General features: G+C 65.2%; 24 protein-coding genes. 12 read left to right on the top strand and 12 right to left on the bottom strand.

Annotated features, from left to right (window positions below; all coding sequences use genetic code 11):
• The first annotated feature begins 58 nt into the window (after positions 1 to 58).
• The 4 genes from ACOIX3_RS20305 to ACOIX3_RS20290 all read left to right on the top strand — a co-directional run bounded on the left by ACOIX3_RS20305 (position 59) and on the right by ACOIX3_RS20290 (position 4,034).
• A complete protein-coding gene (locus ACOIX3_RS20305) occupies positions 59 to 1,483 on the top strand; it encodes an amidase (protein ID WP_420971579.1) in 1,425 nt (474 codons plus the stop codon).
• A 91-nt stretch (positions 1,484 to 1,574) separates the two neighbouring features.
• Complete coding sequence (locus ACOIX3_RS20300) at positions 1,575 to 2,219, top strand: hypothetical protein (RefSeq protein WP_420971578.1); 645 nt, start codon at positions 1,575 to 1,577, stop codon at positions 2,217 to 2,219.
• A 51-nt stretch (positions 2,220 to 2,270) separates the two neighbouring features.
• Positions 2,271 to 3,044, top strand: a complete 774-nt coding sequence (locus ACOIX3_RS20295; RefSeq protein WP_420971577.1) for a transporter substrate-binding domain-containing protein — start codon at positions 2,271 to 2,273, stop codon at positions 3,042 to 3,044.
• Between the two features lie 186 nt (positions 3,045 to 3,230).
• On the top strand, positions 3,231 to 4,034 hold the full coding sequence (locus ACOIX3_RS20290) for a DUF2147 domain-containing protein (RefSeq protein WP_420971576.1): 804 nt from the start codon (positions 3,231 to 3,233) through the stop codon (positions 4,032 to 4,034).
• A gap of 159 nt (positions 4,035 to 4,193) precedes the next feature.
• Here the strand turns inward: ACOIX3_RS20290 and ACOIX3_RS20285 are convergent, their stop codons facing one another.
• Both ACOIX3_RS20285 and ACOIX3_RS20280 read right to left on the bottom strand, forming a co-directional pair.
• Positions 4,194 to 4,598 carry a (R)-mandelonitrile lyase gene (locus ACOIX3_RS20285; RefSeq protein WP_166205030.1) on the bottom strand — a complete coding sequence of 135 codons (405 nt, stop codon included), beginning with the start codon at positions 4,596 to 4,598 and terminating at the stop codon, positions 4,194 to 4,196.
• Between the two features lie 23 nt (positions 4,599 to 4,621).
• Positions 4,622 to 5,320 carry a ribonuclease activity regulator RraA gene (locus tag ACOIX3_RS20280; protein WP_420971575.1) on the bottom strand — a complete coding sequence of 233 codons (699 nt, stop codon included), beginning with the start codon at positions 5,318 to 5,320 and terminating at the stop codon, positions 4,622 to 4,624.
• A gap of 213 nt (positions 5,321 to 5,533) precedes the next feature.
• On the opposite strand from ACOIX3_RS20280, the gene pxpB reads away from it, so the two are divergent.
• The 4 genes from pxpB to ACOIX3_RS20260 all read left to right on the top strand — a co-directional run bounded on the left by pxpB (position 5,534) and on the right by ACOIX3_RS20260 (position 8,675).
• Positions 5,534 to 6,265, top strand: coding sequence for a 5-oxoprolinase subunit PxpB (gene pxpB, locus ACOIX3_RS20275; protein ID WP_420971574.1), 732 nt, complete (start codon positions 5,534 to 5,536; stop codon positions 6,263 to 6,265).
• Positions 6,262 to 7,296 carry a biotin-dependent carboxyltransferase family protein gene (locus ACOIX3_RS20270; protein ID WP_420971573.1) on the top strand — a complete coding sequence of 345 codons (1,035 nt, stop codon included), beginning with the start codon at positions 6,262 to 6,264 and terminating at the stop codon, positions 7,294 to 7,296. Before pxpB ends, ACOIX3_RS20270 begins: the two co-directional genes overlap by 4 nt.
• A 32-nt stretch (positions 7,297 to 7,328) precedes the next feature.
• Complete coding sequence (locus ACOIX3_RS20265) at positions 7,329 to 8,102, top strand: LamB/YcsF family protein (protein WP_420971572.1); 774 nt, start codon at positions 7,329 to 7,331, stop codon at positions 8,100 to 8,102.
• A 150-nt stretch (positions 8,103 to 8,252) separates the two neighbouring features.
• Positions 8,253 to 8,675, top strand: a complete 423-nt coding sequence (locus ACOIX3_RS20260) for a hypothetical protein (RefSeq protein WP_420971571.1) — start codon at positions 8,253 to 8,255, stop codon at positions 8,673 to 8,675.
• A 74-nt stretch (positions 8,676 to 8,749) separates the two neighbouring features.
• On the opposite strand, the gene ACOIX3_RS20255 is transcribed toward ACOIX3_RS20260, so the two are convergent.
• From ACOIX3_RS20255 to ACOIX3_RS20245, 3 genes are all read right to left on the bottom strand, one after another.
• A complete protein-coding gene (locus ACOIX3_RS20255; protein ID WP_420971570.1) occupies positions 8,750 to 8,902 on the bottom strand; it encodes a hypothetical protein in 153 nt (50 codons plus the stop codon).
• Between the two features lie 267 nt (positions 8,903 to 9,169).
• Positions 9,170 to 10,327 carry a CmpA/NrtA family ABC transporter substrate-binding protein gene (locus ACOIX3_RS20250; RefSeq protein ID WP_420971569.1) on the bottom strand — a complete coding sequence of 386 codons (1,158 nt, stop codon included), beginning with the start codon at positions 10,325 to 10,327 and terminating at the stop codon, positions 9,170 to 9,172.
• On the bottom strand, positions 10,324 to 10,914 hold the full coding sequence (locus ACOIX3_RS20245) for an ANTAR domain-containing response regulator (RefSeq protein ID WP_420971568.1): 591 nt from the start codon (positions 10,912 to 10,914) through the stop codon (positions 10,324 to 10,326). The genes ACOIX3_RS20250 and ACOIX3_RS20245 overlap by 4 nt, the downstream gene beginning before the upstream one ends.
• Before the next feature lie 219 nt (positions 10,915 to 11,133).
• Here ACOIX3_RS20245 and rimO point away from each other — a divergent pair, with 219 nt between their 5' ends.
• On the top strand, positions 11,134 to 12,459 hold the full coding sequence (rimO, locus tag ACOIX3_RS20240) for a 30S ribosomal protein S12 methylthiotransferase RimO (protein WP_420971567.1): 1,326 nt from the start codon (positions 11,134 to 11,136) through the stop codon (positions 12,457 to 12,459).
• Positions 12,460 to 12,630: 171 nt separating this feature from the next.
• Here rimO and ACOIX3_RS20235 read toward each other — a convergent pair whose 3' ends face one another.
• Together ACOIX3_RS20235 and ACOIX3_RS20230 are read right to left on the bottom strand one after the other, a co-directional pair.
• Positions 12,631 to 13,038: an MAPEG family protein gene (locus ACOIX3_RS20235; protein ID WP_420971566.1), complete on the bottom strand. Its 408-nt coding sequence runs from the start codon at positions 13,036 to 13,038 to the stop codon at positions 12,631 to 12,633.
• Positions 13,039 to 13,110: 72 nt separating this feature from the next.
• On the bottom strand, positions 13,111 to 13,407 hold the full coding sequence (locus ACOIX3_RS20230; protein WP_420971565.1) for a hypothetical protein: 297 nt from the start codon (positions 13,405 to 13,407) through the stop codon (positions 13,111 to 13,113).
• Between the two features lie 307 nt (positions 13,408 to 13,714).
• Here ACOIX3_RS20230 and ACOIX3_RS20225 point away from each other — a divergent pair, with 307 nt between their 5' ends.
• Positions 13,715 to 14,911, top strand: coding sequence for an acetylornithine transaminase (locus ACOIX3_RS20225; RefSeq protein ID WP_420971564.1), 1,197 nt, complete (start codon positions 13,715 to 13,717; stop codon positions 14,909 to 14,911).
• Between the two features lie 137 nt (positions 14,912 to 15,048).
• Here the strand turns inward: ACOIX3_RS20225 and ACOIX3_RS20220 are convergent, their stop codons facing one another.
• From ACOIX3_RS20220 to pcsA, 3 genes are all read right to left on the bottom strand, one after another.
• Positions 15,049 to 16,023 carry a quinone oxidoreductase family protein gene (locus tag ACOIX3_RS20220; RefSeq protein ID WP_092114426.1) on the bottom strand — a complete coding sequence of 325 codons (975 nt, stop codon included), beginning with the start codon at positions 16,021 to 16,023 and terminating at the stop codon, positions 15,049 to 15,051.
• A gap of 82 nt (positions 16,024 to 16,105) precedes the next feature.
• Positions 16,106 to 16,831: a TerC family protein gene (locus ACOIX3_RS20215; RefSeq protein ID WP_420971563.1), complete on the bottom strand. Its 726-nt coding sequence runs from the start codon at positions 16,829 to 16,831 to the stop codon at positions 16,106 to 16,108.
• Positions 16,828 to 17,556 (bottom strand): phosphatidylcholine synthase, encoded by a 729-nt coding sequence (gene pcsA, locus ACOIX3_RS20210; RefSeq protein ID WP_298379892.1) that lies wholly within the window; start codon positions 17,554 to 17,556, stop codon positions 16,828 to 16,830. The genes ACOIX3_RS20215 and pcsA overlap by 4 nt, the downstream gene beginning before the upstream one ends.
• Positions 17,557 to 17,689: 133 nt before the next feature.
• Here pcsA and ACOIX3_RS20205 point away from each other — a divergent pair, with 133 nt between their 5' ends.
• Positions 17,690 to 18,874 carry a UbiH/UbiF family hydroxylase gene (locus ACOIX3_RS20205; protein WP_420971562.1) on the top strand — a complete coding sequence of 395 codons (1,185 nt, stop codon included), beginning with the start codon at positions 17,690 to 17,692 and terminating at the stop codon, positions 18,872 to 18,874.
• Between the two features lie 12 nt (positions 18,875 to 18,886).
• Here ACOIX3_RS20205 and ACOIX3_RS20200 read toward each other — a convergent pair whose 3' ends face one another.
• Positions 18,887 to 19,840: an AEC family transporter gene (locus tag ACOIX3_RS20200; protein WP_420971561.1), complete on the bottom strand. Its 954-nt coding sequence runs from the start codon at positions 19,838 to 19,840 to the stop codon at positions 18,887 to 18,889.
• Positions 19,841 to 19,961: 121 nt separating this feature from the next.
• On the opposite strand from ACOIX3_RS20200, the gene hspQ reads away from it, so the two are divergent.
• On the top strand, positions 19,962 to 20,294 hold the full coding sequence (gene hspQ, locus ACOIX3_RS20195) for a heat shock protein HspQ (protein ID WP_229169915.1): 333 nt from the start codon (positions 19,962 to 19,964) through the stop codon (positions 20,292 to 20,294).
• A gap of 50 nt (positions 20,295 to 20,344) precedes the next feature.
• Here hspQ and ACOIX3_RS20190 read toward each other — a convergent pair whose 3' ends face one another.
• The gene (locus tag ACOIX3_RS20190) at positions 20,345 to 21,619 is read right to left on the bottom strand and encodes an MFS transporter (protein ID WP_420971560.1); all 1,275 of its coding nucleotides are present in this window, start codon (positions 21,617 to 21,619) and stop codon (positions 20,345 to 20,347) included.
• Positions 21,620 to 21,913: the final 294 nt, after the last annotated feature.

Genomic DNA, 21,913 nt, shown 5'->3' with positions numbered 1-21,913 from the left:
TCCTCGTTTACGCCGCGGCCGATCCCGCGAGCTCGGCCCGGCGATGCGGAGCATGCACATGGCTTTCAAGGAATTCGGCAACTACGATGCGGTCGGTCTCGCCGAGCTCGTCCGCAAGAGGGATGTCACCGCAAAGGAGCTGCTCGACGAGGCGATCGCGCGCACGGCCGCCGTCGATCCGAAGATCAACGCGGTCGTCGTCAAGCATTACGACTACGCCGAGCGCCAGATCGCCAAGGGATTGCCTGACGGCCCCTTCACCGGCGTGCCGTTCCTGCTGAAGGATCTCGATCTGCTCGAGGGCACCCGCACCACGTCGGGCGCCAGCCTGTTGAAGGACTTCGTCGCCGATCACAACGGTACGCTGACCCAGCGTTTCCTCGATGCCGGTCTTGCGATCTTCGGCAAGAGCGCGAGCCCGGAATTCGGCCTGATGCCGACGACGGAATCCCGCCTGTTCGGCCCGACCCGCAATCCCTGGAATCTCGACCATTCCTCCGGCGGCTCGTCCGGCGGCGCGGGGGCTGCGGTCGCCGCGCGCATCCTGCCCGTCGCGCATGCCAGCGATGGCGGTGGCTCGATCCGGATCCCCGCTTCCGCCTCCGGCGTGTTCGGCATGAAGCCGACGCGCGCCCGCAACCCGTGCGGGCCCGATCGCGGCGAAGGCTGGGGCGGCTTCTCCGTCGGCCATGTGCTGAGTATCAGCGTCCGCGACAGCGCGGTCATGATGGATGCGATCCATGGTCCGGAGCCGTCGAGCCTCTATGTCGCGCCGGCGCCGGAGCGGCCGTTTTCCCAGGAGGTCGGCCGCGACCCCGGCCATCTGCGCATCAGCTTCACCGACAAGTCGCCCTATGGCGATGCTGTTGATCCCGAGATCGCCGCGGCGGTTCGCGACATCGCCAAGCTGCTGGCCGGCCTCGGCCACCATGTCGAGGAGCGCGCGCCGCCGCTTGCCGCCGATCCGGCCGCGGTCATGACGACAATCGTCGGCGGCAACACGGCGCTGACCATCCGCCTGCTCGAACAGCGGGTCGGGCGCACGCTGACCTCGGACGATGTCGAGCGGCTGACGCTCGCCAGCGGTCAGAATTCGGTCAAGATGACGCCCGCCGACTACGTCGCCGCGCAACTTGCGGCATTCCAGATCTCGCGCGGGCTCGCGACCTTCTTCGAGGGCTGCGACATCTTCCTCAGCCCGACGCTGTGCGCGCCACCGCTTCGCATTGGCGAGCTGAACACGATGTCCGAGGACCTGAGCCACATCGCGCCGGTGCTGCGCCGCTACATGCCGGGCACCTCGATGTTCAACATGTCCGGACAGCCGGCAATGTCGGTGCCGCTGGCCTGGAACAAGGCCGGTCTGCCGCTCGGCATGATGTTCGCGGCCAAGCTTGGCGAGGAAGGGCTGCTGTTCCGCCTGGCCAGCCAGCTCGAACAGGCTCGTCCCTGGAAGGACCGGCGACCGCCAGTTTGTGCCTAGCTCGATCGGACGCGACAAAGGGCAGTCCAATCAGGTAGATAGGAAGGGCGCCGGCACGATTCCGCCGGCGTCATGCCTGGGAGACCGAACCGTGAGTGACCCGACCGACAATGCGCTCGCCGCGATCGCGAGCATTCTCGATCAGACGACGACGCCTCCCGAGAAGTCCAAGTCGTCGGACACCAAGTCGTCCGACAAAGCGGCGGACAGCGCACCTGAGCCTGCAGAGGAGCCACCGGTCTCGATAGCGATGCCACCGCCTCTGCCAACATCCGTCGAGGTCGTTACCGTCGAGGCTGTGTCCGTGGAGACCGCGCCTGCCGAGCCGACGACGGACGAGCCGCCGCCGATCGAGGAACCCGAGCTGCTGGTCGAACAGTCTGAGCCGAGTGAGACCGAGCCAAGCGAACCCGAGCCGAGCGGGCCGGAGCCGGAGCCGATGCAGCCGCCCCAACCGATCGAGGCCAATGGCTATTCAAAGTCCGGACCAGGCCCGATGGCCGCGCTGCGCTTCCGCTGGACGGTGCGCGAGGACGGCGCCCAATATTATGTCGACGAAACCGTGGGCGAAGGATCGACCCCGCTGGTCAACGGCCCGATGGACAGGGACGCCGCGATCAAATTCGTCGACGATCGCGAGGCCGAAGCGCGGCGGCGCTTCGAGCAGTTCAAGCACGAGATCGTCAGCCGCACGGCGGCCGCGCTTCAGGCAAGCAGGGACCGCCACGAGGCCTGAAACGCGATACGTGCTCACGGGCATCGCAAGAAAGCGGATGGAGAAAACTTGATGTTTCGCGTGCTGGCCGGCCTCGCTCTCGCTTTGCTTGTTTCTGCCGCGCAAGCACAGTCGGCGCCGTCCCGGCTCGATGAGATCGTCAAGCGCGGCACGCTGCGCGTCGGCATGACCGGCGACTACCTGCCCTTCACGGCGCTCGACAAGGAAACGAACGTGTTTCGCGGTTTCGACGTTGACATGGCGCAATCGCTCGGCAAAGCGCTCGGCGTCAAGGTCGAGTTCGTTCCGACATCGTGGCCACAGATGACCAGGGATTTCGAGGCCGACAATTTCGACATCGCGATGGGCGGCGTCTCCATCACCTTCGACCGGCAGAAGAAGGGCCTGTTCTCGACGCCGATCATGCGCGAGGGCAAGACGCCGATCACGCGCTGCGCCGACAAAGACAAGTTTGAGACGATCGCCGAGATCGATAAGCCCGGCACCCGCGTCATCGTCAATCCCGGCGGCACCAACGAGCGTTTTGCGCGCGCCAACGTGAAGGCCGCCGACATCCGCGTCTTCAACGACAACACCAAAATCTTCGACGAGATCGCCAAGGGTGACGCCGACCTGATGATGACCGACGCGTCCGAGACGCGCTACCAGCAGAAGCTGCATCCCGGCGTGCTCTGCGCCGTGCATCCCGACAAGCCGTTCGACTTCGCGGAAAAGGCCTATTGGATGCAGCGCGACGTCGCGTTGAAGGCGTTCGTCGACCAGTGGCTCCACATCGCACGCGAAGACGGCAGCTACGCGAAGATCTATGCCGCGTGGTTTGAATAGTCTGCGTCAAGTCTGCCGCTCGCGTGCCGCAAATTGATGCGCGCGGCCTGAAACCAGATCGCAATCCGGTGATTTGAACCTGGGGCGCGAGGACACGACTCATGTTCTGACCGTGATTTGGGGCACGTTCAGCGAGGCGGCCACCAAATAGCCTTGCGAACGGGATTCCCTGCACTGGAGGTCGAGATGAGAAAGCTTTTGGCGATCGCCACGCTGGTGCTGGCGAGCACGGCGACAGCGCAGGCGCAATACACGTTCGATTACGGCGGCCGTACCATTCGTATCGATCCCGATCGTGGAACAGTTTCGATCCCCGGCGTCTACGACAATACCGGCCGCAGCACCAAGCGCGCCAAGCACAGGGACGCCGAGCAGAAGCGCGAGACGGCTCCGAAGAACGCCAAAACGGATTCCCCGTCCATGCCTGCCACGCCACCCGCGGCCGCTGCCGCGCCCTCTCCGGCGGCCGTTGATCAGGCGACGGCGCCGGCGTCGCCAGTAACAACGACAGAGCCCGCGAACACGAGCGTTACGCCACCTCCGGCCACGGCAGCGACCACAGCAGCGCCGCCACCACCCGCTCCGCCAGTTGTGCAGCAAAGCGCGACGCCGACGGCAAAACCCGCTTCAGCGCCCACCGTCGGCGCCGCATCGCCTGCACCCAAGCCGGCAGCGAACCCCGTACAAGTAGCCAACTCGCCGCTCGGCGTCTGGTTGACCGAAGAGAAGGAAGGCAAGGTCCGCATCGAGCAATGCGGCGCCAATCTCTGCGGTTACTCGGTCGACAAGACATCGAACGCCAACGGCGAGCAGGTGCTGATCAACATGAAGCCGGGCAAGGACAAATGGAGCGGCCGGATCTTCGATCCGAACAGCGGCAGCACCTATGATTCCACCATCGCACTGAAGAGCCCCGACACGCTACGCGTCCAGGGCTGCGCGTTCGGCGGCATGTTCTGCGGCGGCCAGACCTGGACGCGGGTGAATTGAGTACGCTCAGATCGTAGCCCGGATGGAGCGCCGCGAAATCCGGGATTATTACCGCAGGAGAGATCGCCCCGGATTGCGCTCGCTCCATCCGGGCTACGCATACGAACAACAAAAAAGCCCCGCAGTGCGCGGGGCTTTCCTTTGGCCTGCTACAGCGCCTCAGCCGAGCTTGCCGTTATATTCCTCGTCGGTGACGTGCTCCATCCAGGTCGAGAACACGCCGTCGAGCGCCTCCTGCATGGCGATATGGGTCATGCTGTTGTCGGGCGAGGCGCCGTGCCAGTGCTTCTCGTTCGGCGGGATCCAGACGACGTCACCGGGGCGGATTTCCCGGATCGGACCGCCCTTGGCCTGCACGCGGCCGATGCCTGAGATCACGTACAGCGTTTGCCCGAGCGGATGGGTGTGCCAGGCGGTGCGCGCACCGGGCTCGAACGACACCCGCGAGGCATTCAGCCGGGCCGGCGCCGGCGCCATGTTGATCGGGTCCTGCAGCACGCTGCCGGTGAAGTTTTCCTTCGGCGCGCGGCGGGTCGGCCGTGAGCCGGAAACGTGGATATCCATGGGGTTACCTCCCTCTCTTGACGTTATTTCTTGGTTGCGGCGTAGCGCGCCTTGGTCTCGGCGTTCATCGGATAGAGGCCGGGCAGCTGGGCGCCATTGTTCACCTCGTTGACGATCCAGGCTTCCATCCGTTCCTGCTCGGGTCCCTCGGCCAGCACGTGGTCGAGGAAGGCCTGCGGGATCAGCACCGCGCCGTCCTGGTCCGCCACCACCACGTCGTTCGGAAACACGGCAACGCCGCCGCAGCCGATCGGTTCGCCCCAGCCGACGAAGGTCAGGCCTGCAACCGACGGCGGCGCCGCGTAACCGTCGCACCACACCGGCAGGCCGGTGCCGAGCACGCCCTCGAGGTCCCGCACCACGCCATCGGTGATCAGCGCCGTCACCCCGCGCTTGACCATGCGGGCGCAGAGGATGTCGCCGAAAATGCCGGCATCGGTGATGCCCATGGCATCGACCACGGCAATGCAGCCCTGAGGCATCGCCTCGATCGCGGTACGGGTCGAGATCGGCGACGACCAGGATTCCGGCGTCGCCAGATCCTCGCGGGCCGGCACGAAGCGCAGCGTGAAGGCCGGTCCGACCAACCGCTTCTGCCCGGGCTTCAAGGGCTTGGTGCCGCGCATCCAGATGTTGCGCAGGCCCTTCTTGAGCAGGACCGTGGTGATGGTGGCGGTGGACACGTGCGACAGCGTCGCGATCACTTCTGCGGACAGTGACATCTGGAAAGCTTGCTCCGATGGGAGGAAAAGACCGGCGCATGTTGCCGGGCGAAGGCCCTGCGTCAAGGGCTGCGCAAAAAACCTGCGATCATCCAGATTTATCGCCGGCATGCCGATTAATTTATTGAAGTTGCTGGATCATTTTGCACGAAGCGAATTCCGTTTTGAATCGAAACACGCTAGCTTGATGGCTGATCCAATCTGCTTGAGCCGATGGCCGAACCATTAAGTCCTCCCCGCCTTTTGCCGAGTGGCGACAGCGCCATCACGGTGGAATTCAGCCGCACCATCGATGACGCCGCCAACCGGCGGGTGCTCGCGCTCGACCGCGTGATAGCCGCCGAGCCGATCGCCGGCATCACCGAGACCGTGCCAACCTACCGGTCGCTGCTGGTGCATTACGATCCCGTGCAGATCACCTTCGATGCGCTCGGCGAGCAGCTGCTGGCGCGCGCCGCCAAGGCACCGCCGTCTGAGGCCGGAACGCGGCGCTGGCGGATCCCCATCACCTATGGCGGCGAGCACGGCATCGATCTCGAGGATGTGGCGAAGGCGCTCCAGACCACGCCCGATGAAATCGTCGCGCGCCATGTCGCTGGCGATTACCGCGTCGCCATGATCGGCTTTACGCCCGGCTGGTCCTATCTCAGCGGGCTGGACAAGTCCCTCCATTTGCCCCGGCGCAAGGACCCGCGGCTGCTGACCCCGGCCGGCACCATCTCGATCGGCGGCATCCAGACCGGCGTGCAGTGCCTGGCCGGCCCGAGCGGCTGGCATCTGCTCGGCCGTACCCCGGTGCGAACCTACCAATTGCATCGCGACCCAACCTTCCTGCTGGAGCCCGGCGATGCCGTCAGCTTCACGGCAGTGGATGCCAAGACCTTTGCCGAACAGGACCGCGCCGCCGAGGCGGGCGCGTTCGTCGCTGAACTGGTGACGCCATGAGCAAGCTCGTCGTCACCTCGATCGGCCCGGCAAGCTCGGTGCAGGACGGCGGACGTCCGGGCTCGCAACGCTACGGCCTGACGCCGAGCGGCGCGATGGACCGGCTTTCGCTCGCGGCCGCCAATACGCTGGTCGGCAATGAGCCGCTCGCCGCCGCGGTCGAGATCGGCCCGTTCGGTGCCACCTTCACCGCGCGCGGCGGCGCCGTGCGCATCGGGCTCGCCGGCGCATCGCGCAATGCTGATATCGGCGGCCGGCCGGTCGCCTTCGACAGTTCGGCAACGCTCGCCGAAGGTGAGACGCTCAATCTGGGCTTTGCACGCGGCGGCTCGTTCAGCTATCTCGCGATCGAGCACGGTATCGAGGGCGAGCCGATGTTCGGCAGCCTCGCCGTCAACGCCCGGGCCGGGCTCGGCAGCCCCTACCCGCGGCCACTGCAAAGCGGCGACGAGTTGAAGACGAAAGCTGCGAGCGGCGCCACTGAGCGCCGCATCGAATTGCCGGCCGCTACCGATGCGCCGATCCGCATCGTGTTCGGCCCGCAGGACGACGAGTTCACCGAGGAAAACAAGCAGCTGTTCCTCGACAGCGAGTGGAAGATCTCGGCCACCAGCGACCGCATGGGCTACCGGCTCGAAGGGGCTGTCATCAAGCACCGCGACGGCCACAACATCGTCTCCGACGGCACCGTCAACGGCAGCATCCAGGTGCCCGGCAACGGCCAGCCGATCGTGCTGATGCCGGACCGCGGCACCAGCGGTGGTTATCCGAAGATCGCAACCGTGATCACGGCCGATCTTGGCCGCTTCGCGCAGACCTCCGCCGGCCGGCCGTTCCGCTTCAAGGCCGTGACGATGGCGGAAGCACAGGCCGAGGCGATCAAGTTCCACACGCTGCTGCATTCCCTGTCCGATCGCCTCCGCGGCATCGACGATTTCGGCCTCAACATCGAGGCGCTGCGGGATGCGAATGTCGCGGGTCAGGCCGTCAGCGCCGTCGATGTGTCGACCTGGCAAGTTGCGCTACCCTGAATCAAATACGAACAACAAACGGATCGATCGTCATGACTTCAACCATCGACCTCAATTGCGATCTCGGCGAAAGTTTTGGCCCCTGGGAAATGGGCAATGATGCCGCGATGATCGAGCTTGCGACCTCGGTCAACGTCGCCTGCGGCTTCCATGCCGGCGACGCCGACATCATGCGCAAGACGGTCGAGCTCGCGAAGGCGCGCGGCGTCAGCGTCGGCGCCCATCCTGGGTATCGCGACCTGCATGGTTTCGGCCGCCGCCCGATGCCGGGGCTGACATCCTCCGAGATCGAGAACCTGATCGCCTATCAGATCGGCGCCCTGCAGGCGATCGCAACCGCGGCCGGCCACAAGGTCACCCATGTGAAGGCACACGGCGCGATCTCCAACGTCGCCTGCGAGGACGACATGACCGCACGGGCGATCGCCAATGCGATCAAGGCGGTCGACCGCAATCTCATCTTCGTGGTGCTCGCCAACTCGAAGCTGGTGCGCGCGGGCGAAGCCGCCAATCTGCGGATGGCGCATGAAGTGTTTGCCGACCGCGCTTACGAGGACGACGGCAATCTGGTGTCGCGCAAGAAGCCCGGTGCGGTGCTGCACGATCCCAAGGCGATCGCCGAGCGCGTGGTGCGGATGGTGCAGGACGGCGCGGTCGTCTCGGTCACCGGCAAGGTGATCAAGATGCAGACCGATACCGTCTGCATCCATGGCGACACCCATGGCGTCGTCGAGATCGCGCGCGGCCTGCGCGAGGCGCTGAGCAAGGCCGGCATCACGGTCGCGCCGTTCAAGACCGCGCACTGAGCCGCGAACACGTCGATTGAAGAGGGTCGGCCGTCGCGCCGACCCTTTTAGATTCCGTTAAGAGTCTTCTTAAACCCAAACTTGCCGTTTGATTGCTAGGTGCAGCTTCCGAGCCTTTGATTGTCCTCTCAGGAAATTGGGTACGAAAGCATGTTCCGCACCAGCCTCTCCCTCGCAATTGCTGCGGTGGCCACGGCCGCCTTCACCAGCGCGGCCTCTGCCGGCTGCTACAGCTGCTATACGCCGCCGCCCCAGCCCTGCACGACCTGCTATCAGGTGCAGACCGTGCCGCCGCAGTATCGCACCGTGCAGGAGACCGTGATGGTTGCGCCGGGCCGCGTCATTGCGCATCGCACCCCGGCGCAGTATCGTACCGTGATGGTGCCGAAGACCGTGATGGTCGCGCCCGAAGGCGTCGCCTATGAGCGCATCGCGCCGCAATACGCCACCCAGGAACGCACGCAGATGGTCTCGCCGGGCTATTCCTACTACGCGCCGGTCCAGCCGACCTGCAACACCTGCGGCGGTGGATATGGCTACGGCTATGGATATGGTCGCGGCTACGGCTACTGATCCGTCAGCATCCAACCAACACAAAGCCGCCGCCTGAGGCCACCAGACGGCGGCTTTTCAATTCTCTGCGTAGCTCAGAACGGGTGGACGGACAGCGTGCCGAACACGATCGCCCCGATCACCGCAAAGGCGCTGTAGAGCGCCGCAGTGTGAATTCCGATCCCGGACTTCCTTGAAATTTGTCGCGCGTAAAAGTGCAGGCGGGCTTCCGCCGATAGCTCGCGCATGGTCGATCTCCAACGCCCCATTCTCGGGCATATGGAATAGCGTTCGCGCCCGGATTCAAGCGGGCGGAAAAAATAGCGATGCCGCCGCCTTCGGGAACACGGTTCCGAGAGGAAAATTCTTTCTCGTACGCTGGCCCGAGAATCTTATTCGTTGCAATTCGAGGCGTCGGGAACCCGCGCCGGTCCCGCAATTACCGAAAATCTCGAAATCAACCCCATGCAAAGTAGCCGGAGGTGGATCGCTGAGGCGCGGCCGCTGCACCGCGCTCAGGGCTTCCAGCGCCCGATCTTGAAGGCCGCCAGATGGCCGGGAACATCGTTCGGATCGAACGGCGGACCGGCGAACGCGCCGATGGCGTTTGATGTGTCAGTCGGGCGCCCGGCCGCGGCGTCGTAGAGGTCCGGCCTGAACACCGCCATGGCTGCCTTCAGTGCCTCCGGCCGGTACGGTGTCTGGCCCCAGCGAACCATCTGCGCGTAGAGCCAGGCCGCTTGCCCCGGGTCCGGCCGCGCCGCCGCCTCGCGCCCGACCAGCAGATAGCGACTGCTTTCGCGCATGGTGCCGTCGGGCGAGATCTTCAGCCGGCCGTCGAGCGTGCGCTGGATGACGCTGGCGTCGACGCCGAGCCGCTCGGGCTGCGCCAGGATGCGCGCGACCTCGGGCCGGTTTTCCGGCTGCTCGATGAACTCCGCGGCGCGCAGATGCGCGCGCACCAGCGCGGCCACGACGTCGGCGTTCTTCTCCGACCAGCCCTGGCGCACCGCCAGCACCTTCTCCACCGCGCTGAGCAGGATGTCGGAGACGAAGTGCAGGATGTGGCCGACGCCGAGATCGACCGCGATCGAATTCCAGGGTGCGCCAACGCAGAACGCGTCGACCTGCCCGTTGGCGAGACTGTCCACCATGTAGGGCGGCGGCAGCACCACGAGCTGGACGTCCTCGTCGGGATCGACGCCGCCGGCGGCCATCCAGAACCGCAATTGATAATTGTGGGTCGAGAACGGGAAGGTCATGCCGAACGTCAACGGCTCGGCCCCGCTCTTGCGCCGCTTGGCCACGACGCGGGCAAGCGCGCGCGAGGTCGCCATCGGATCGAAGCGGTCCCCGTCGATCTCTTCCAGCAGCGCCGCGTGCAGCGCCGGCGATACGGTGATGGCGTTGCCGTTGAGCCCGAGATTGAAGGGTGCTGCGATCGGCACCTTGACGTGGCCGAGCCCGAGGCTCGAGGCGATTGCCACAGGCGCCAGCAGGTGAGCCGCGTCGAACAGGCCGATATTGAGCTTGTCGCGGACGTTCGACCACGACACTTCGCGCACCAGCGTGACGTCGAGGCCTTCGGCTGCGGCAAATCCCTTGTCGGTCGCGACGATCAGGGCGGCAGCGTCCACCAGCGGAATGAATCCGATGTGCAAGGGTGTGGTCATTTCAACAGCTCCGACGCCGTCAGGATCGATTGCGCGATCTCCCCGATCTTCTTTTTCTCGCGCATCGCGGTCGAGCGCATCAGCACATAGGCCTCTTCCTCGGTCAGCCCCTTCACCTTCATCAGGATGCCCTTCGCGCGGTCGATCACCTTGCGCTCCTCCAGCGCATGCTTGGTGCGGTCGAGCTCGTCCTGCAATTTGGAGAAGGCGTTAAAGCGGGAGACGCAGAGATCGAGGATCGGCTTCATCCGCTCCTTCTTGAGGCCGTCGACGATGTAGGCGGAGACGCCCGCCTCCACCGAGGCCTGGATCGAGGCGGCGTCGCTCTGGTCGACGAACATCGCGATCGGGCGGCGGACGGCGCGGCTGACCTGGAACATTTGTTCCAGCACGTCGCGGCTGGGGTTCTCAAGGTCGATGACGATGATGTCGGGATCGAGCGCATAGATCCGCGCGAGCAGGCTCTGCATCTCGCTGATATGGACCACGTCCGTATAGCCGGCCTCCCGCAGTCCCTCCTCGAGGATAGCCGCACGGATCGGGCTCTCGTCGACTATGACGATCTTGGGAGACGATTCAGCGCTCATCGACCACCTAGCATAATACGATCCAATTGGATCGCATTATGCTTTCATCCTTTTGCTCGGACGCGTTTTCTTCACGCGAACCGGTATCCACTTCGCTCGAAAACGCTCTCTTAAAGCCCGCCAAGAACCATCCATATCACGCCGGGACGGCGCGGAAAGGGTTGTAATTCTCGGCAATTGGGACTAGCTCCTGCCCATCAATCAGGCAGATTCAGAGATATGCAAGAGGCCGCTACGCCGAAAGTGAGCTTTGTGTCCTTGGGGTGCCCCAAGGCGCTGGTCGATTCCGAGCGCATCATCACCCGGCTGCGCGCGGAAGGCTACGAGCTGGCGCGCAAGCATGATGGCGCCGACATCGTCATCGTCAACACCTGCGGCTTCCTCGACAGCGCCAAGCAGGAATCGCTCGCGGCGATCGGCGAGGCCATGGCCGAGAACGGCAAGGTCATCGTCACCGGCTGCATGGGCGCCGAGCCGGAGCAGATCGAGGCGGCCTATCCCGGCGTGCTCTCGATCACCGGACCCCAGCAATATGAGAGCGTGCTGGACGCCGTGCATCGCGCGCTGCCGCCGGCGCACAACCCGCATCTCGACCTGGTACCGCCGCAGGGCGTCAAGCTGACGCCGCGCCACTACGCTTACTTGAAGATTTCCGAGGGCTGCAACAACCGTTGCAGCTTCTGCATCATCCCGAAGCTGCGCGGCGATCTGGTGTCGCGGCCGGCCAACGACGTGCTGCGCGAGGCCGAGAAGCTGGTGAAGGCCGGCGTCAAGGAATTGCTCGTCATCTCGCAGGACACCTCGGCCTATGGCGTCGATCTGAAATACGCCGAGAGCCCCTGGCAGGATCGCAGCGTGCGCGCAAAATTCTTCGATCTTGCCAAGGAGCTCGGCGAGCTCGGCGCCTGGGTGCGGCTGCAATATGTCTACCCCTACCCGCATGTCGACGAGGTCATCGGCCTGATGACCGAGGGCAAGGTGCTGCCCTATCTCGACATCCCGTTCCAGCATGCGAGCCCCGACGTGCTGCGAGCGATGAAGCGCCCGGCCGCCCAGGAGAAGACGCTGGCGCGGATCCAGAAGTGGCGCGAGCAATGCCCGGAGCTGACGCTGCGCTCGACCTTCATCGTCGGCTTCCCCGGCGAGACCGATTCCGATTTTGCCTATCTGCTCGACTGGCTCGATGAAGCGGAGATCGACCGTCTCGGCTGCTTCAAATACGAGCCGGTTGCCGGCGCTGCGTCAAATGCCATCGGCAATGCCGTGCCCGACGAGGTCAAGCAGGAGCGCTGGAATGCGCTGATGGCGCGGCAGCAGAAGATTTCGGCAAAGCGCCTGAAGCGCAAGGTCGGCACCCGGCAGCAGGTGATCATCGACGAGGTCGGCCCGACGGTCGCGAAAGGTCGTTCAAAGGCCGATGCGCCCGAGATCGACGGCGCCGTCTATCTCACCAGCCGCCGCCCGCTCAAGGTCGGCGAGATCGTCACCGCCAAGATCGAGCGCGCCGACGAATACGACCTGCACGGCAGCGTCGCGGGATTCTAACGCCGCCTGGTGGTTCATCACAGTATTTTTGACGTTTTGATACCGAGCCATTGGAGGATCGGCAGGCGTTCGGGTTGAGATACGGAGACGAAGCCGCGCTCAGCCGCCGCTGAGGCAAGAGCAGCCGAGCAGGCAGCCGCCACTTGCAGTGAGTAGGACGGTCGATTGTCTTCACCAGGTCATGAACAGGATGCGAAGCCACATGATGACGAGCACGACATTGCTCGCCACGAAAATCAGCAACCGGTGAAGTACCCGGTTGTACGTCAGATGGACAGCGCTGTGAACAATGCGCAGCGCAACATAGGTCCAGGCCAGCCTCACAAAAACGGTGTCGGACCTCTGGAGGATAAGGATCAGGAGACTGATCGTGTAGAACAGTACCGGTAATTCCAGCAGGTTCATATAGTTGCGGTTGATGACGCTGACCGAAGGCGGAACCCGATGCGATTCGCCGAACCGGTAGTCGTCTGCGGTTGTCTCCTTGGACAGGCCCCTCCTGATCCCCATAAGCAGCAAAACCGCCAGCGTGAACAACGCCAACACGATCGCGGGCCGAATGATATCGAGACTATACATGGCGTCCCTCCGGCAAACTCCGCCGCGCCTATCCAGCAACACCCAAAGAGTCAAAATCGCTGTGATGAAGCGCTAGTTGGTCGGCGGCGGCGCGGCCAGCGCCGGGTCCAGCGTGCGAAGCACGCGATGGATACGGACCGAAGTGCCGATGCCTGCGTTGCGCACATAGGCATCGATGACCGCCTCGCTCTCGACCACGACGAGACCGAACAGCTTGCGGTCGTCGGTCGCATAGGTGCACAGCCAATGCATCTTGCCCTGCGTCGCGTTGATAGCGTCCAGCGCAATCCGCGCGTGACGCGCCGCTTGCGCATCGTCCGTTACGTCGAAATTGGCCGGAAGGTCTCGTTCGATCAGCAGCTTGATCACGGCGCCACCTCCAGGATTGCCACGTCGCAGTCTAACACGCTCCGCGAGCGACTCGCGCGCGATATCGCCTCCCGCTTGACACCACCGGCCGTTCGGCTGTATGGCCCTGCGCCATGAAGCTGAACCGGACCCACCGCCGCGCCATCAACCGTCGTCGCACCCGCGACGATGCTGGGCTGCGCCGTGTCCGACGCCACCGCTGATTAGCTAAATCAGCCAAGGTTTTCGAGAAGGCCGCGCCCGCAAAGCGCGGCCTTCTCGCTTTTTCGGCCTGCCCTTTCCCACACCGACCCCAGAGGAGATCGACATGACCAACGCTACCCATCCGTTCGATGCGCTGATGGACATCACCGCTCGCCCCGAGGTCGTCTTCGTGCGCGGCGCCGGCTCGTATTTGTGGGACGCCAACCGCAACCGCTATCTCGATTTCGTGCAGGGCTGGGCCGTCAATCCGCTCGGCCACTCGCCGGTCATCGTTGCCGACGCGCTGGCCGCGCAGGCCAGGCGGCTGCTCACGCCGAGCCCGGCGTTCTACAACGAGCAGAGCCTGAAGCTGGCAAAGGCGCTGGTCGACAAGAGCTGCTTCGATCAGGTGTTCTTCGCCAATTCCGGCGCGGAGGCCAATGAAGGCGCGATCAAGCTCGCGCGCAAATACGGCGCCAAGTACAAGAACGGCGCGCACGAGATCATCACCTTCGAAGGCGGCTTCCACGGCCGGACGCTCGCGACCATGTCGGCCTCGGGCAAGAAGGCGTTCGAGCCGCTGTTCGAGCCGAAGGTTTCGGGCTTCCGGAAGGCGCGGCTGAACGACATCGAGTCGGTGCGGCAGCTGATCACGTCATCGACGGTCGCGGTCATGCTGGAGCCGATCCAGGGCGAAGCCGGCGTGTGGCCTGCGACCGACGCGTTCCTGCAAGAGTTGCGGGCGGTGACCCAGCAGCGTGGCCTGCTGCTGATCGTCGACGAGATCCAGACCGGCATGGGCCGGACCGGAAAGCTGTTTGGCTATGAGCACGCCGGAATCGAGCCCGACATCATGACGCTCGGCAAGGGCATCGGCGGCGGCGTGCCGCTCGCAGCGCTGCTTGCGACCGAGCATGCCTCCTGCTTCGATCACGGCGATCAGGGCGGCACCTTCAACGGCAATCCCCTGATGTGCGCCGCCGGGCTTGTGGTGCTCGATCAGATCGGCCGGCCCGATTTCCTGAAGTCGGTCACCGACACCGGCCTGCTGCTCGAGCGTGAATTGCAGCGATTGTCGGCGCGGCACGGGCTCGGCGAGATCAGAGGCCGCGGCCTGCTGCTGGCGCTCGATCTCAAGATACCGATCGGCGCGGCCGTCGTCGCCGAGGCGTTCGCGGCCGGCGTGCTGGTCAACTCCCCGCAGCCGGACACGCTGCGCTTCATGCCGGCGCTCAACGTGACGCGGGAGGAGATTTCCGCGATGATTGATTGTCTGGATGGGGTGCTGACGAAGGTCGGTGCGGCGCGGCGGGTGGCGTAGCCGTCCACTCCGTCATTGCGAGGAGCGAAGCGACGAAGCAATCCACCTGTCCCCGGGTGGAGAGGTGGATTGCTTCGCGGAGCCTGTCATCCGGCGGCGCTTTGCGCCGACCGGGTGGCTCGCAATGACGGCGAGACTTACGGCCGCAGAATCGCCGCACCCGTGGTCGCCCGGCTCTCCAGATCGATATGCGCCTTGGCGACGTCCTTGAGCGCATAGGCGTGGTTGATCGGCACGTGCAGCTTGCCGTTGATCACGGCGGCGAACAGCGTGTCGGCGCCTTCAAGCAATTCCTTGCGGGTGCCGACATAGTCGTTGAGCTTCGGCCGCGTCGCGAACAGCGAGCCGTGGTTGTTCAGCTCAGCGAGCGGGAACGGCGGCACCGGCCCGGAGGCGTTGCCGAACGAGACGAACAGGCCGCGTGGCCGCAGGCACGACAGCGATCCCGGGAACGTGGTCTTGCCGACGCCGTCATAGACGACATCGCAGAGCTCGCCGCGGCTGATCTGCTTGACGCGTTCGACGAAATTCTCCTCGTTGTAGAGGATGACGTGGTCGCAGCCATTGGCGAGCGCGATATCGGCCTTCGCCTTCGAGCCGACGGTGCCGATGACATGCGCGCCGAGCGCGTGGGCCCACTGGCAGGCCAGCAGCCCGATGCCGCCGGCCGCGGCGTGGATCAACACCCGATGGCCCTGCTCGACCTTGAAGGTCTTGTGCAGGAGGTACCAGACCGTGAGCCCCTTGAGCATCAGCACGGCGCCCTGCTCATACGTGATGTGGTCGGGCAGCTTGACCAGCTTGTCGGCCGGGATGACGCGCTCTGAGGCGTAACCGCCGAGGTTGTAGTAATAGGCAACGCGATCGCCGGGGTGGAAATTGGTCACCCCCGGACCGACGGCCACGACCTCGCCGGCGGCTTCGTTGCCGGCGATGAACGGCAGGCCGGGCGCCTTGTAGAGGCCGGTGCGGAAATAGACGTCGATGAAGTTCAGCCCGACCGCATGCTGGCGGATGCGGACCTCGCCGGTCCCCGGCGCCCCCACCTCGACGTCCTCATAGGTTAGGACCTCGGGGCCCCCCACCTTGTGCACCCGCACAGCCTTGGTCATATCGTCGCTCCCTCAGATCTCGGCGTCAAACGAGCGAATGCCATCGGCGCCGGCTTGTCAACCAAGCGGCCGGAACCGGGGACTAGCCCGCCGGCTTGTTGCGGTTGCGCCTGGCCAGCACGTTGAACATCTCGACTGCCGCCGAGAATGCGATGGCGAAATAGATGTAGCCGCGCGGGATGTGGAATTTGAATCCGTCGGCGACCAGTGCCACGCCGATCAGCACCAGGAACGCCAGTGCCAGCATCTTGGTGGTCGGATGCTCCGCGACAAACCGCGCCACCGGTCCCGACGAGATGTACATGATCGCGCAGGCGATCACGACCGCCGCGATCATGATCTCGATGTCCTGCGCCATGCCGATCGCGGTGATGATTGAATCCAGCGAGAACACCAGGTCGATGATGATGATCTGCACGATCACCCAGAAGAACGCGTTCGGGCTCGGCTTGTCATTGTCCTCGGCGTCACGCGCCTCGACCTCGCCGTGGATCTCGTGGGTCGCCTTGGCGATCAGGAACAGGCCGCCGCCGATCAGGATGATATCGCGCCACGACAGCGCGACACTCTCGATGGTGATCACAGGCTGCGTCAGCCCGATCAGCCAGACCAGGACGCTGAGCAGGATGATGCGGAACACCAGCGCCAGCAGCAGGCCGATCTGCCGCGCGCGGTTGGCCTGCGGCTGCGGAATCCGCGAGACCAGCACCGACAGGAAGATGACGTTGTCTATGCCGAGCACGATCTCGAGCGCAGTCAGGGTCAGCAGCGCCGCCCAGGCTTCCGGGCTGGTGATCAATTGCATCATGCTCTGAAGGCCTTCATCCGGCGGATCAGGGTGTCGCTGCCGACGATGTAGACCGCGATGGCGCAGAGGCCGAAGGTGATCGGGGCTCCGACCACGAAATCGTTGGCGAGCGTGTACATGCCGAGCAGCGCCCAGGCGCCAAGCAGCCACAGCGTCAGCCAGCGCAGCCGCACCACACGGAACGGGTGCAGCACATGGAACGGCGCAAAGGTCAGCACGATCAGGAGCGCGACCACGATCGTCGACAGCACCGGCGGCAGATGCAGCAGGAACAGATAGAACGCCGCCGCATTCCACAGCGCCGGGAAGCCGCGGAAATGGTTGTCGTCGGCCTTCATGCGGCGGTCGGCGAAATACAGCGCACTGGACACCACGATGCCGATACCGAGCACCGGCGCGGCCAGCGGCAGCAACATGCCGCTCGCGGTGATCGCATAGGCCGGCACGAACACATAGGTGACGAAATCAACCACCAGGTCGAGCACCTCGCCCGACCAGTTCGGCTGCAGCCGTACCACGTCGAGCCGGCGCGCCAGCGGGCCGTCGATCCCGTCGATGATCAGTGCGACCCCGAGCCAGGCGAACATGTTGGCCCAGTGCTCGCGAACCGCCTCCAGCATCGCCAGCAGCGCGACCCCGGCGCCGAGTGCCGTGAAGATATGAACGGAGAATGCGGCGGTCCGCATCCGTTCTGGCAACGCATCCGGCTGGCTCGAGTGCTCCATCGGCCGAAGTGCTATCAGGAATCGGCCACCTTTGCATATGCAGTCTTGCGGCGTTCCGCCGCGCAGATCGTTGGAGACGCTTGGTGGTTACCGATGGCTTGAAAATCGGGCCAGGCATGTCAAATGTGCTGATATGACCGACAGCTCGCAGGATTATGACGTTATCGTAATAGGCGGTGGTCCGGCCGGATTGACGGCTGCGATTGCCCTCGCCGACGCCGGCGCGCGTACCGCGCTGTTGGCGCGCCGCGCCCCCTATGCCGACAACCGGACCACCGCGCTGCTTGGCGCCTCGACCGAGATCCTGGAGCGGCTCGACGTCTGGCGGCGCTGCAGCGACAAGGCTGCCGCGCTCAAGACCATGCGCCTCGTCGACGACACCGGCCGCCTGATCCGCGCGCCGGAGGTGCGGTTCTCCTCCGACGAGATCGGCCGCGAGCAGTTCGGCTTCAACATCGACAACCGCTCGCTGGTGGCGGCGCTCGAGGACCGTGCCGGCGAGATGGCCGCGCTGACCCGGTTCGACGACGAGGCTGCCTCGGTGCAGCCGGATGATGCCGCGGTCACCGTGGCGACGCGGCAGGGCCAGACGTTATCGGCCCGGCTCGTGGTCGGCGCCGACGGCCGCAATTCACTCTCGCGCGAGGCCGCCGGCATCGAGGTGGTCAGCCGCGAGCTCGGCCAATCCGCCCTCACCTTCAACATCAGCCACAGCCGGCCGCACAACAACATCTCGACCGAGTTTCACACCGAGCATGGCCCCTGCGTGTTCGTGCCGCTGAGCGGCAACCGCAGCAGCGTGGTCTGGGTCTCGGCGCCCAAGGAGGCCGAGCGGCTGAAGGCGCTTGGCGATGACGAGTTGTCCGAAGCGGCCGAGCGACAGTCGCATTCGATTCTCGGCCGCGTCGAGGTCCAGGGCGGCCGCCACGTGTTTCCGCTCGCCATCGAGCGGCCCCGGCAATTCGCCAAGGACCGGATCGCGCTGGTCGGCGAATCCGCCCATGTGCTGCCGCCGATCGGCGCGCAGGGGCTCAACATGGGGCTGCGCGATGCCGCCGATATCGCCGAGATCACGGGCCAGGCAATCGGCCGTGGCGAGGATCCCGGCGCGCCGAACGTGCTGTCGCGCTACCAGGCGGCACGGCGGCTCGATGTTGCCAGCCGGACCTGGGCGATCGACATCGCCAACCGGTCGCTGCTCAGCGATTTCCTCGGCGTGCAGACGGCGCGTGCCGCCGGCCTGCATCTGCTCGGCGCCTTCGGCCCACTGCGGCGGCTGGCAATGCGCGAGGGCCTCGCGCCGTCCTGGCGGCGGTAGCCCCTACGCGTCTTACGGAAACACCAAGCGTCCGCTCTGGATGAACCACATCACGCTGGTCAGCGTGACCACCGAGGCGAAGGTGCCGATCAGCACCGCGACCGATGCCGGCTCGATCCAGGTGTCGTTCTGCCGCGCGATCACGAACACGTTGAGCGCCGGCGGCAGCGAGGCCATCAACACCGCGGTCGCAGCCCAGGGCTGCGCGAACGGACCGAACAGCAGCATCAGTCCGAAGGCCAGCAGCGGATGGATCAGAAGCTTGATCGCGACCACGCCCGGCACCTCCCACGGCACCCGCTCGAACGGCCGCAGCGCCACGGTGATGCCGAGCACGAACAGCGCCGTCGGCGCGGCGGCGTTCTGCAGGAACTGGATGGTGCGGTCGAGCGCGACCGGGATCGGGATGTGAAACGCGGCGACCAGCGCCCCGAACACCGCCGACATGATCAGCGGGTTCTGCACGATCTGCCGCAGCACCACCCCCAACGCATGCAGCAGCGAGGGATGGTCGCGGTCGGTGAGCTCGATCAGGAGCGGCACGATCGAGAACAGGAAGATGCTGTCGCAGCAGAAGATCAGCGCGGTCGGCGCTGCCGCCTTGGTGCCGAGCACGGCGAGCGCGAGGCCAGGCCCCATGTAGCCGATATTGCCGTAGGCGCCCGACAGGCCCGCCAGCGTCGCCTCGCGCAGCGACAGCCCGCCGATCAGTTTGCCAGCAACCATCGCCAGGAAGAACGCGATCACGGTTCCGAGCGTGGTGGCGATCAGGAATGGCGGGTTGTTCAGCTCGGCGAACGGCGTCTTCGACATGATCCCGAACAGCAGCGCCGGCAACGAAACGTAAAGCAGGAAGAAATTCATCCAGGCGAGCCCGCTCTCGGGCAAACCCTTGGCTTTTCCGCATGCGTAGCCGATGAAGATCAAGCCGAAATACGGCAACGCCAGATTGAGGATATCGATCATTCTGAAAGTAGTTTCTCGGCCGGATTTCGGGTCGTTTTTGCAGGGCTGGAATCGGTAAACCGTGGGTTAATTCGAGGCTTAGCCCCTAGCATCGGCCACAATGTTGGTCTATCGACGAACCATGATCAAAGCGCGCACCGCCAAGTTTCAGATCGGGCAGATCGTCCGTCACCGGGTGTTCTCCTTCCGGGGCGTGATTTTTGATATCGACCCGGAGTTCAACAACACCGAGGAGTGGTGGCTGTCGATCCCCGAGGAGATGCGGCCGCACAAGGACCAGCCGTTCTATCATCTGCTCGCGGAGAACTCGGAGACCGAGTACGTCGCCTATGTGTCCGAGCAGAACCTGCTGCCCGACGATTCCGGCGAACCGATCCGGCACTCGCAGGTGGCGGAGATCTTCGTGAAGGACAAATCGGGCGGCTACCGTCCGCGCAACCCGTCGCTGAACTGACGCGCGGCGCCTGTCCGGCGACGGACACGACAGCGCTGCTTGCAGCCTGCTCATACCCCTTCACGCGCGGCCAGCGCCGCGGCAATCGCCCAGACTGCAAAACCCGCCAGCGCCAGTCCGGCGCCAACGAGACCGGTCGAGGTCCAGCCGTAGCCGGCTGCGACGGCCATTCCGCCGAGCCACGGTCCCAGCGCATTGGCGACGTTGAAGGCGGAATGGTTGAGCGCGGCGGCGAGGCTCTGCGCTTCGCCCGCGACATCCATCAGCCGGGTCTGCAACACGGTGGCGAGCGCGCCGCCCAGCCCGATCAGGAACACGTCGGCGCTCAGCGTCCAGAAATTCGTCGCCGCCAGCGGATACAGCGCCAGCGTCGCCGCCGACCACAGCAGCAGGCCGCCCGCAGTTGCCATCAGCGCGCGGTCGGCAAAGCGCGGCACGATGATGTTGCCGGCGGTGAGGCCGGCGCCGAACACGCATAGCGTGACGGGCACCAGCGCGGGCGAGGTGTGCGTCACCGCCAGCATGGTCGACGCCAGATAAGTGTAGACCGAGAACAGCCCGCCGAAACCGATGGCGCCGATCGCAAGCGTCAGCCAGACATGCTTGCGCCCGAGCGCCGAGAGCTCGCGCAACGGGCTCGCCTTGCTGTCGGCGACGTCACGCGGGGCGAAGATCAGGACCAGGATGGCGGTCAGGAGCGCGAGGCCAGCAACGATCGCGAACGCCCAGCGCCAGCCGATCGCCTGCCCCACGCCGTTGGCGAGCGGCACGCCGATCGTCGTCGCAATGGTGAGGCCGAGCAGCACGCGGCCGACGGCCGCGGTGCGTTTGTCCGTCGGGACCAGCGATGCGGCGACCAGCATGGCGATGCCGAAATAGGCGCCGTGCGGCAGCCCGGCGAGGAAGCGCAGCACCAGCATGGTGTGATAGTCCGGCGCGAGCCCGGACAGGCCGTTCATCAGCGCAAAGAAGCCCATCAGCGCGATCAGCAGCGTCCGTCGCGCCATGCGCGCCGACAGCACGGCGATCACAGGCGCGCCCACCACGACGCCGAGCGCGTAGGCGCTGATCGCGTGGCCGGCCTGGGGCTCACTGATGTGCAGGTCGTGGGCGAAGAACGGCAGCAGGCTCATGGTCGCGAATTCGGCGATGCCGATCGCGAACCCGCCCATCGCCAGCGCGAGATGAACGATGCCCGGATGAAAGCTCCCGGGGACGTTGTCCTGGTTGAGACGCCCGCCGGCATCGGCCGAAGCACGCCCGGTCGGCGGCTCCGAAGGCCGGGAGAGCGGTTCCCGCCGCTGCGTGTTGACTCGCTGGGACATTGGGAGCCTTCCATGATTGGCTGACGGGCTTGCGACCCAGGCAAAGTCCAGTCGCATCGCGCCATCACGCGTCCGCACAGCGGCCAGGGTTCGCAGCGAACCACGCGCGCATTTGCGCATCGAAGGCGCGCGTGCCGCGCTTTCGTCTGGCCTCCCATGACGGATTTATGATTGTGCTTCGACGCCGGACTTGTCCGGACAAGGCAACGACGATGCGGCTTGGCGCGATCGATTTGCCTTGAGCGACCATCGCACACGATCGGCGCGATCACCAGCGCGGCAGGCTGCCATCAG

This window comes from Bradyrhizobium sp. B120, from assembly GCF_049075665.1.
Taxonomy (GTDB): Bacteria; Pseudomonadota; Alphaproteobacteria; order Rhizobiales; family Xanthobacteraceae; genus Bradyrhizobium.
This window is presented reverse-complemented; position numbering and strand designations above follow the sequence as displayed.

Excerpts from the sequence above, each read along its gene's own strand:
- rimO (WP_420971567.1), top strand. The coding sequence starts at position 11,134 with ATGCAAGAGGCCGCTACGCCGAAAGTGAGCTTTGTGTCCTTGGGGTGC.
- ACOIX3_RS20225 (WP_420971564.1), top strand. The coding sequence starts at position 13,715 with ATGACCAACGCTACCCATCCGTTCGATGCGCTGATGGACATCACCGCT.
- ACOIX3_RS20295 (WP_420971577.1), top strand. The coding sequence starts at position 2,271 with ATGTTTCGCGTGCTGGCCGGCCTCGCTCTCGCTTTGCTTGTTTCTGCC.
- ACOIX3_RS20285 (WP_166205030.1), bottom strand. The coding sequence starts at position 4,598 with ATGGATATCCACGTTTCCGGCTCACGGCCGACCCGCCGCGCGCCGAAG.
- ACOIX3_RS20200 (WP_420971561.1), bottom strand. The coding sequence starts at position 19,840 with ATGATCGATATCCTCAATCTGGCGTTGCCGTATTTCGGCTTGATCTTC.
- ACOIX3_RS20190 (WP_420971560.1), bottom strand. The coding sequence starts at position 21,619 with ATGTCCCAGCGAGTCAACACGCAGCGGCGGGAACCGCTCTCCCGGCCT.
- hspQ (WP_229169915.1), top strand. The coding sequence starts at position 19,962 with ATGATCAAAGCGCGCACCGCCAAGTTTCAGATCGGGCAGATCGTCCGT.
- pcsA (WP_298379892.1), bottom strand. The coding sequence starts at position 17,556 with ATGGAGCACTCGAGCCAGCCGGATGCGTTGCCAGAACGGATGCGGACC.
- ACOIX3_RS20260 (WP_420971571.1), top strand. The coding sequence starts at position 8,253 with ATGTTCCGCACCAGCCTCTCCCTCGCAATTGCTGCGGTGGCCACGGCC.
- ACOIX3_RS20245 (WP_420971568.1), bottom strand. The coding sequence starts at position 10,914 with ATGAGCGCTGAATCGTCTCCCAAGATCGTCATAGTCGACGAGAGCCCG.
- ACOIX3_RS20255 (WP_420971570.1), bottom strand. The coding sequence starts at position 8,902 with ATGCGCGAGCTATCGGCGGAAGCCCGCCTGCACTTTTACGCGCGACAA.
- ACOIX3_RS20305 (WP_420971579.1), top strand. The coding sequence starts at position 59 with ATGGCTTTCAAGGAATTCGGCAACTACGATGCGGTCGGTCTCGCCGAG.
- ACOIX3_RS20205 (WP_420971562.1), top strand. The coding sequence starts at position 17,690 with ATGACCGACAGCTCGCAGGATTATGACGTTATCGTAATAGGCGGTGGT.
- ACOIX3_RS20270 (WP_420971573.1), top strand. The coding sequence starts at position 6,262 with ATGAGCAAGCTCGTCGTCACCTCGATCGGCCCGGCAAGCTCGGTGCAG.
- ACOIX3_RS20250 (WP_420971569.1), bottom strand. The coding sequence starts at position 10,327 with ATGACCACACCCTTGCACATCGGATTCATTCCGCTGGTGGACGCTGCC.
- ACOIX3_RS20290 (WP_420971576.1), top strand. The coding sequence starts at position 3,231 with ATGAGAAAGCTTTTGGCGATCGCCACGCTGGTGCTGGCGAGCACGGCG.
- pxpB (WP_420971574.1), top strand. The coding sequence starts at position 5,534 with ATGGCCGAACCATTAAGTCCTCCCCGCCTTTTGCCGAGTGGCGACAGC.
- ACOIX3_RS20220 (WP_092114426.1), bottom strand. The coding sequence starts at position 16,023 with ATGACCAAGGCTGTGCGGGTGCACAAGGTGGGGGGCCCCGAGGTCCTA.
- ACOIX3_RS20265 (WP_420971572.1), top strand. The coding sequence starts at position 7,329 with ATGACTTCAACCATCGACCTCAATTGCGATCTCGGCGAAAGTTTTGGC.
- ACOIX3_RS20235 (WP_420971566.1), bottom strand. The coding sequence starts at position 13,038 with ATGTATAGTCTCGATATCATTCGGCCCGCGATCGTGTTGGCGTTGTTC.
- ACOIX3_RS20280 (WP_420971575.1), bottom strand. The coding sequence starts at position 5,320 with ATGTCACTGTCCGCAGAAGTGATCGCGACGCTGTCGCACGTGTCCACC.
- ACOIX3_RS20215 (WP_420971563.1), bottom strand. The coding sequence starts at position 16,831 with ATGATGCAATTGATCACCAGCCCGGAAGCCTGGGCGGCGCTGCTGACC.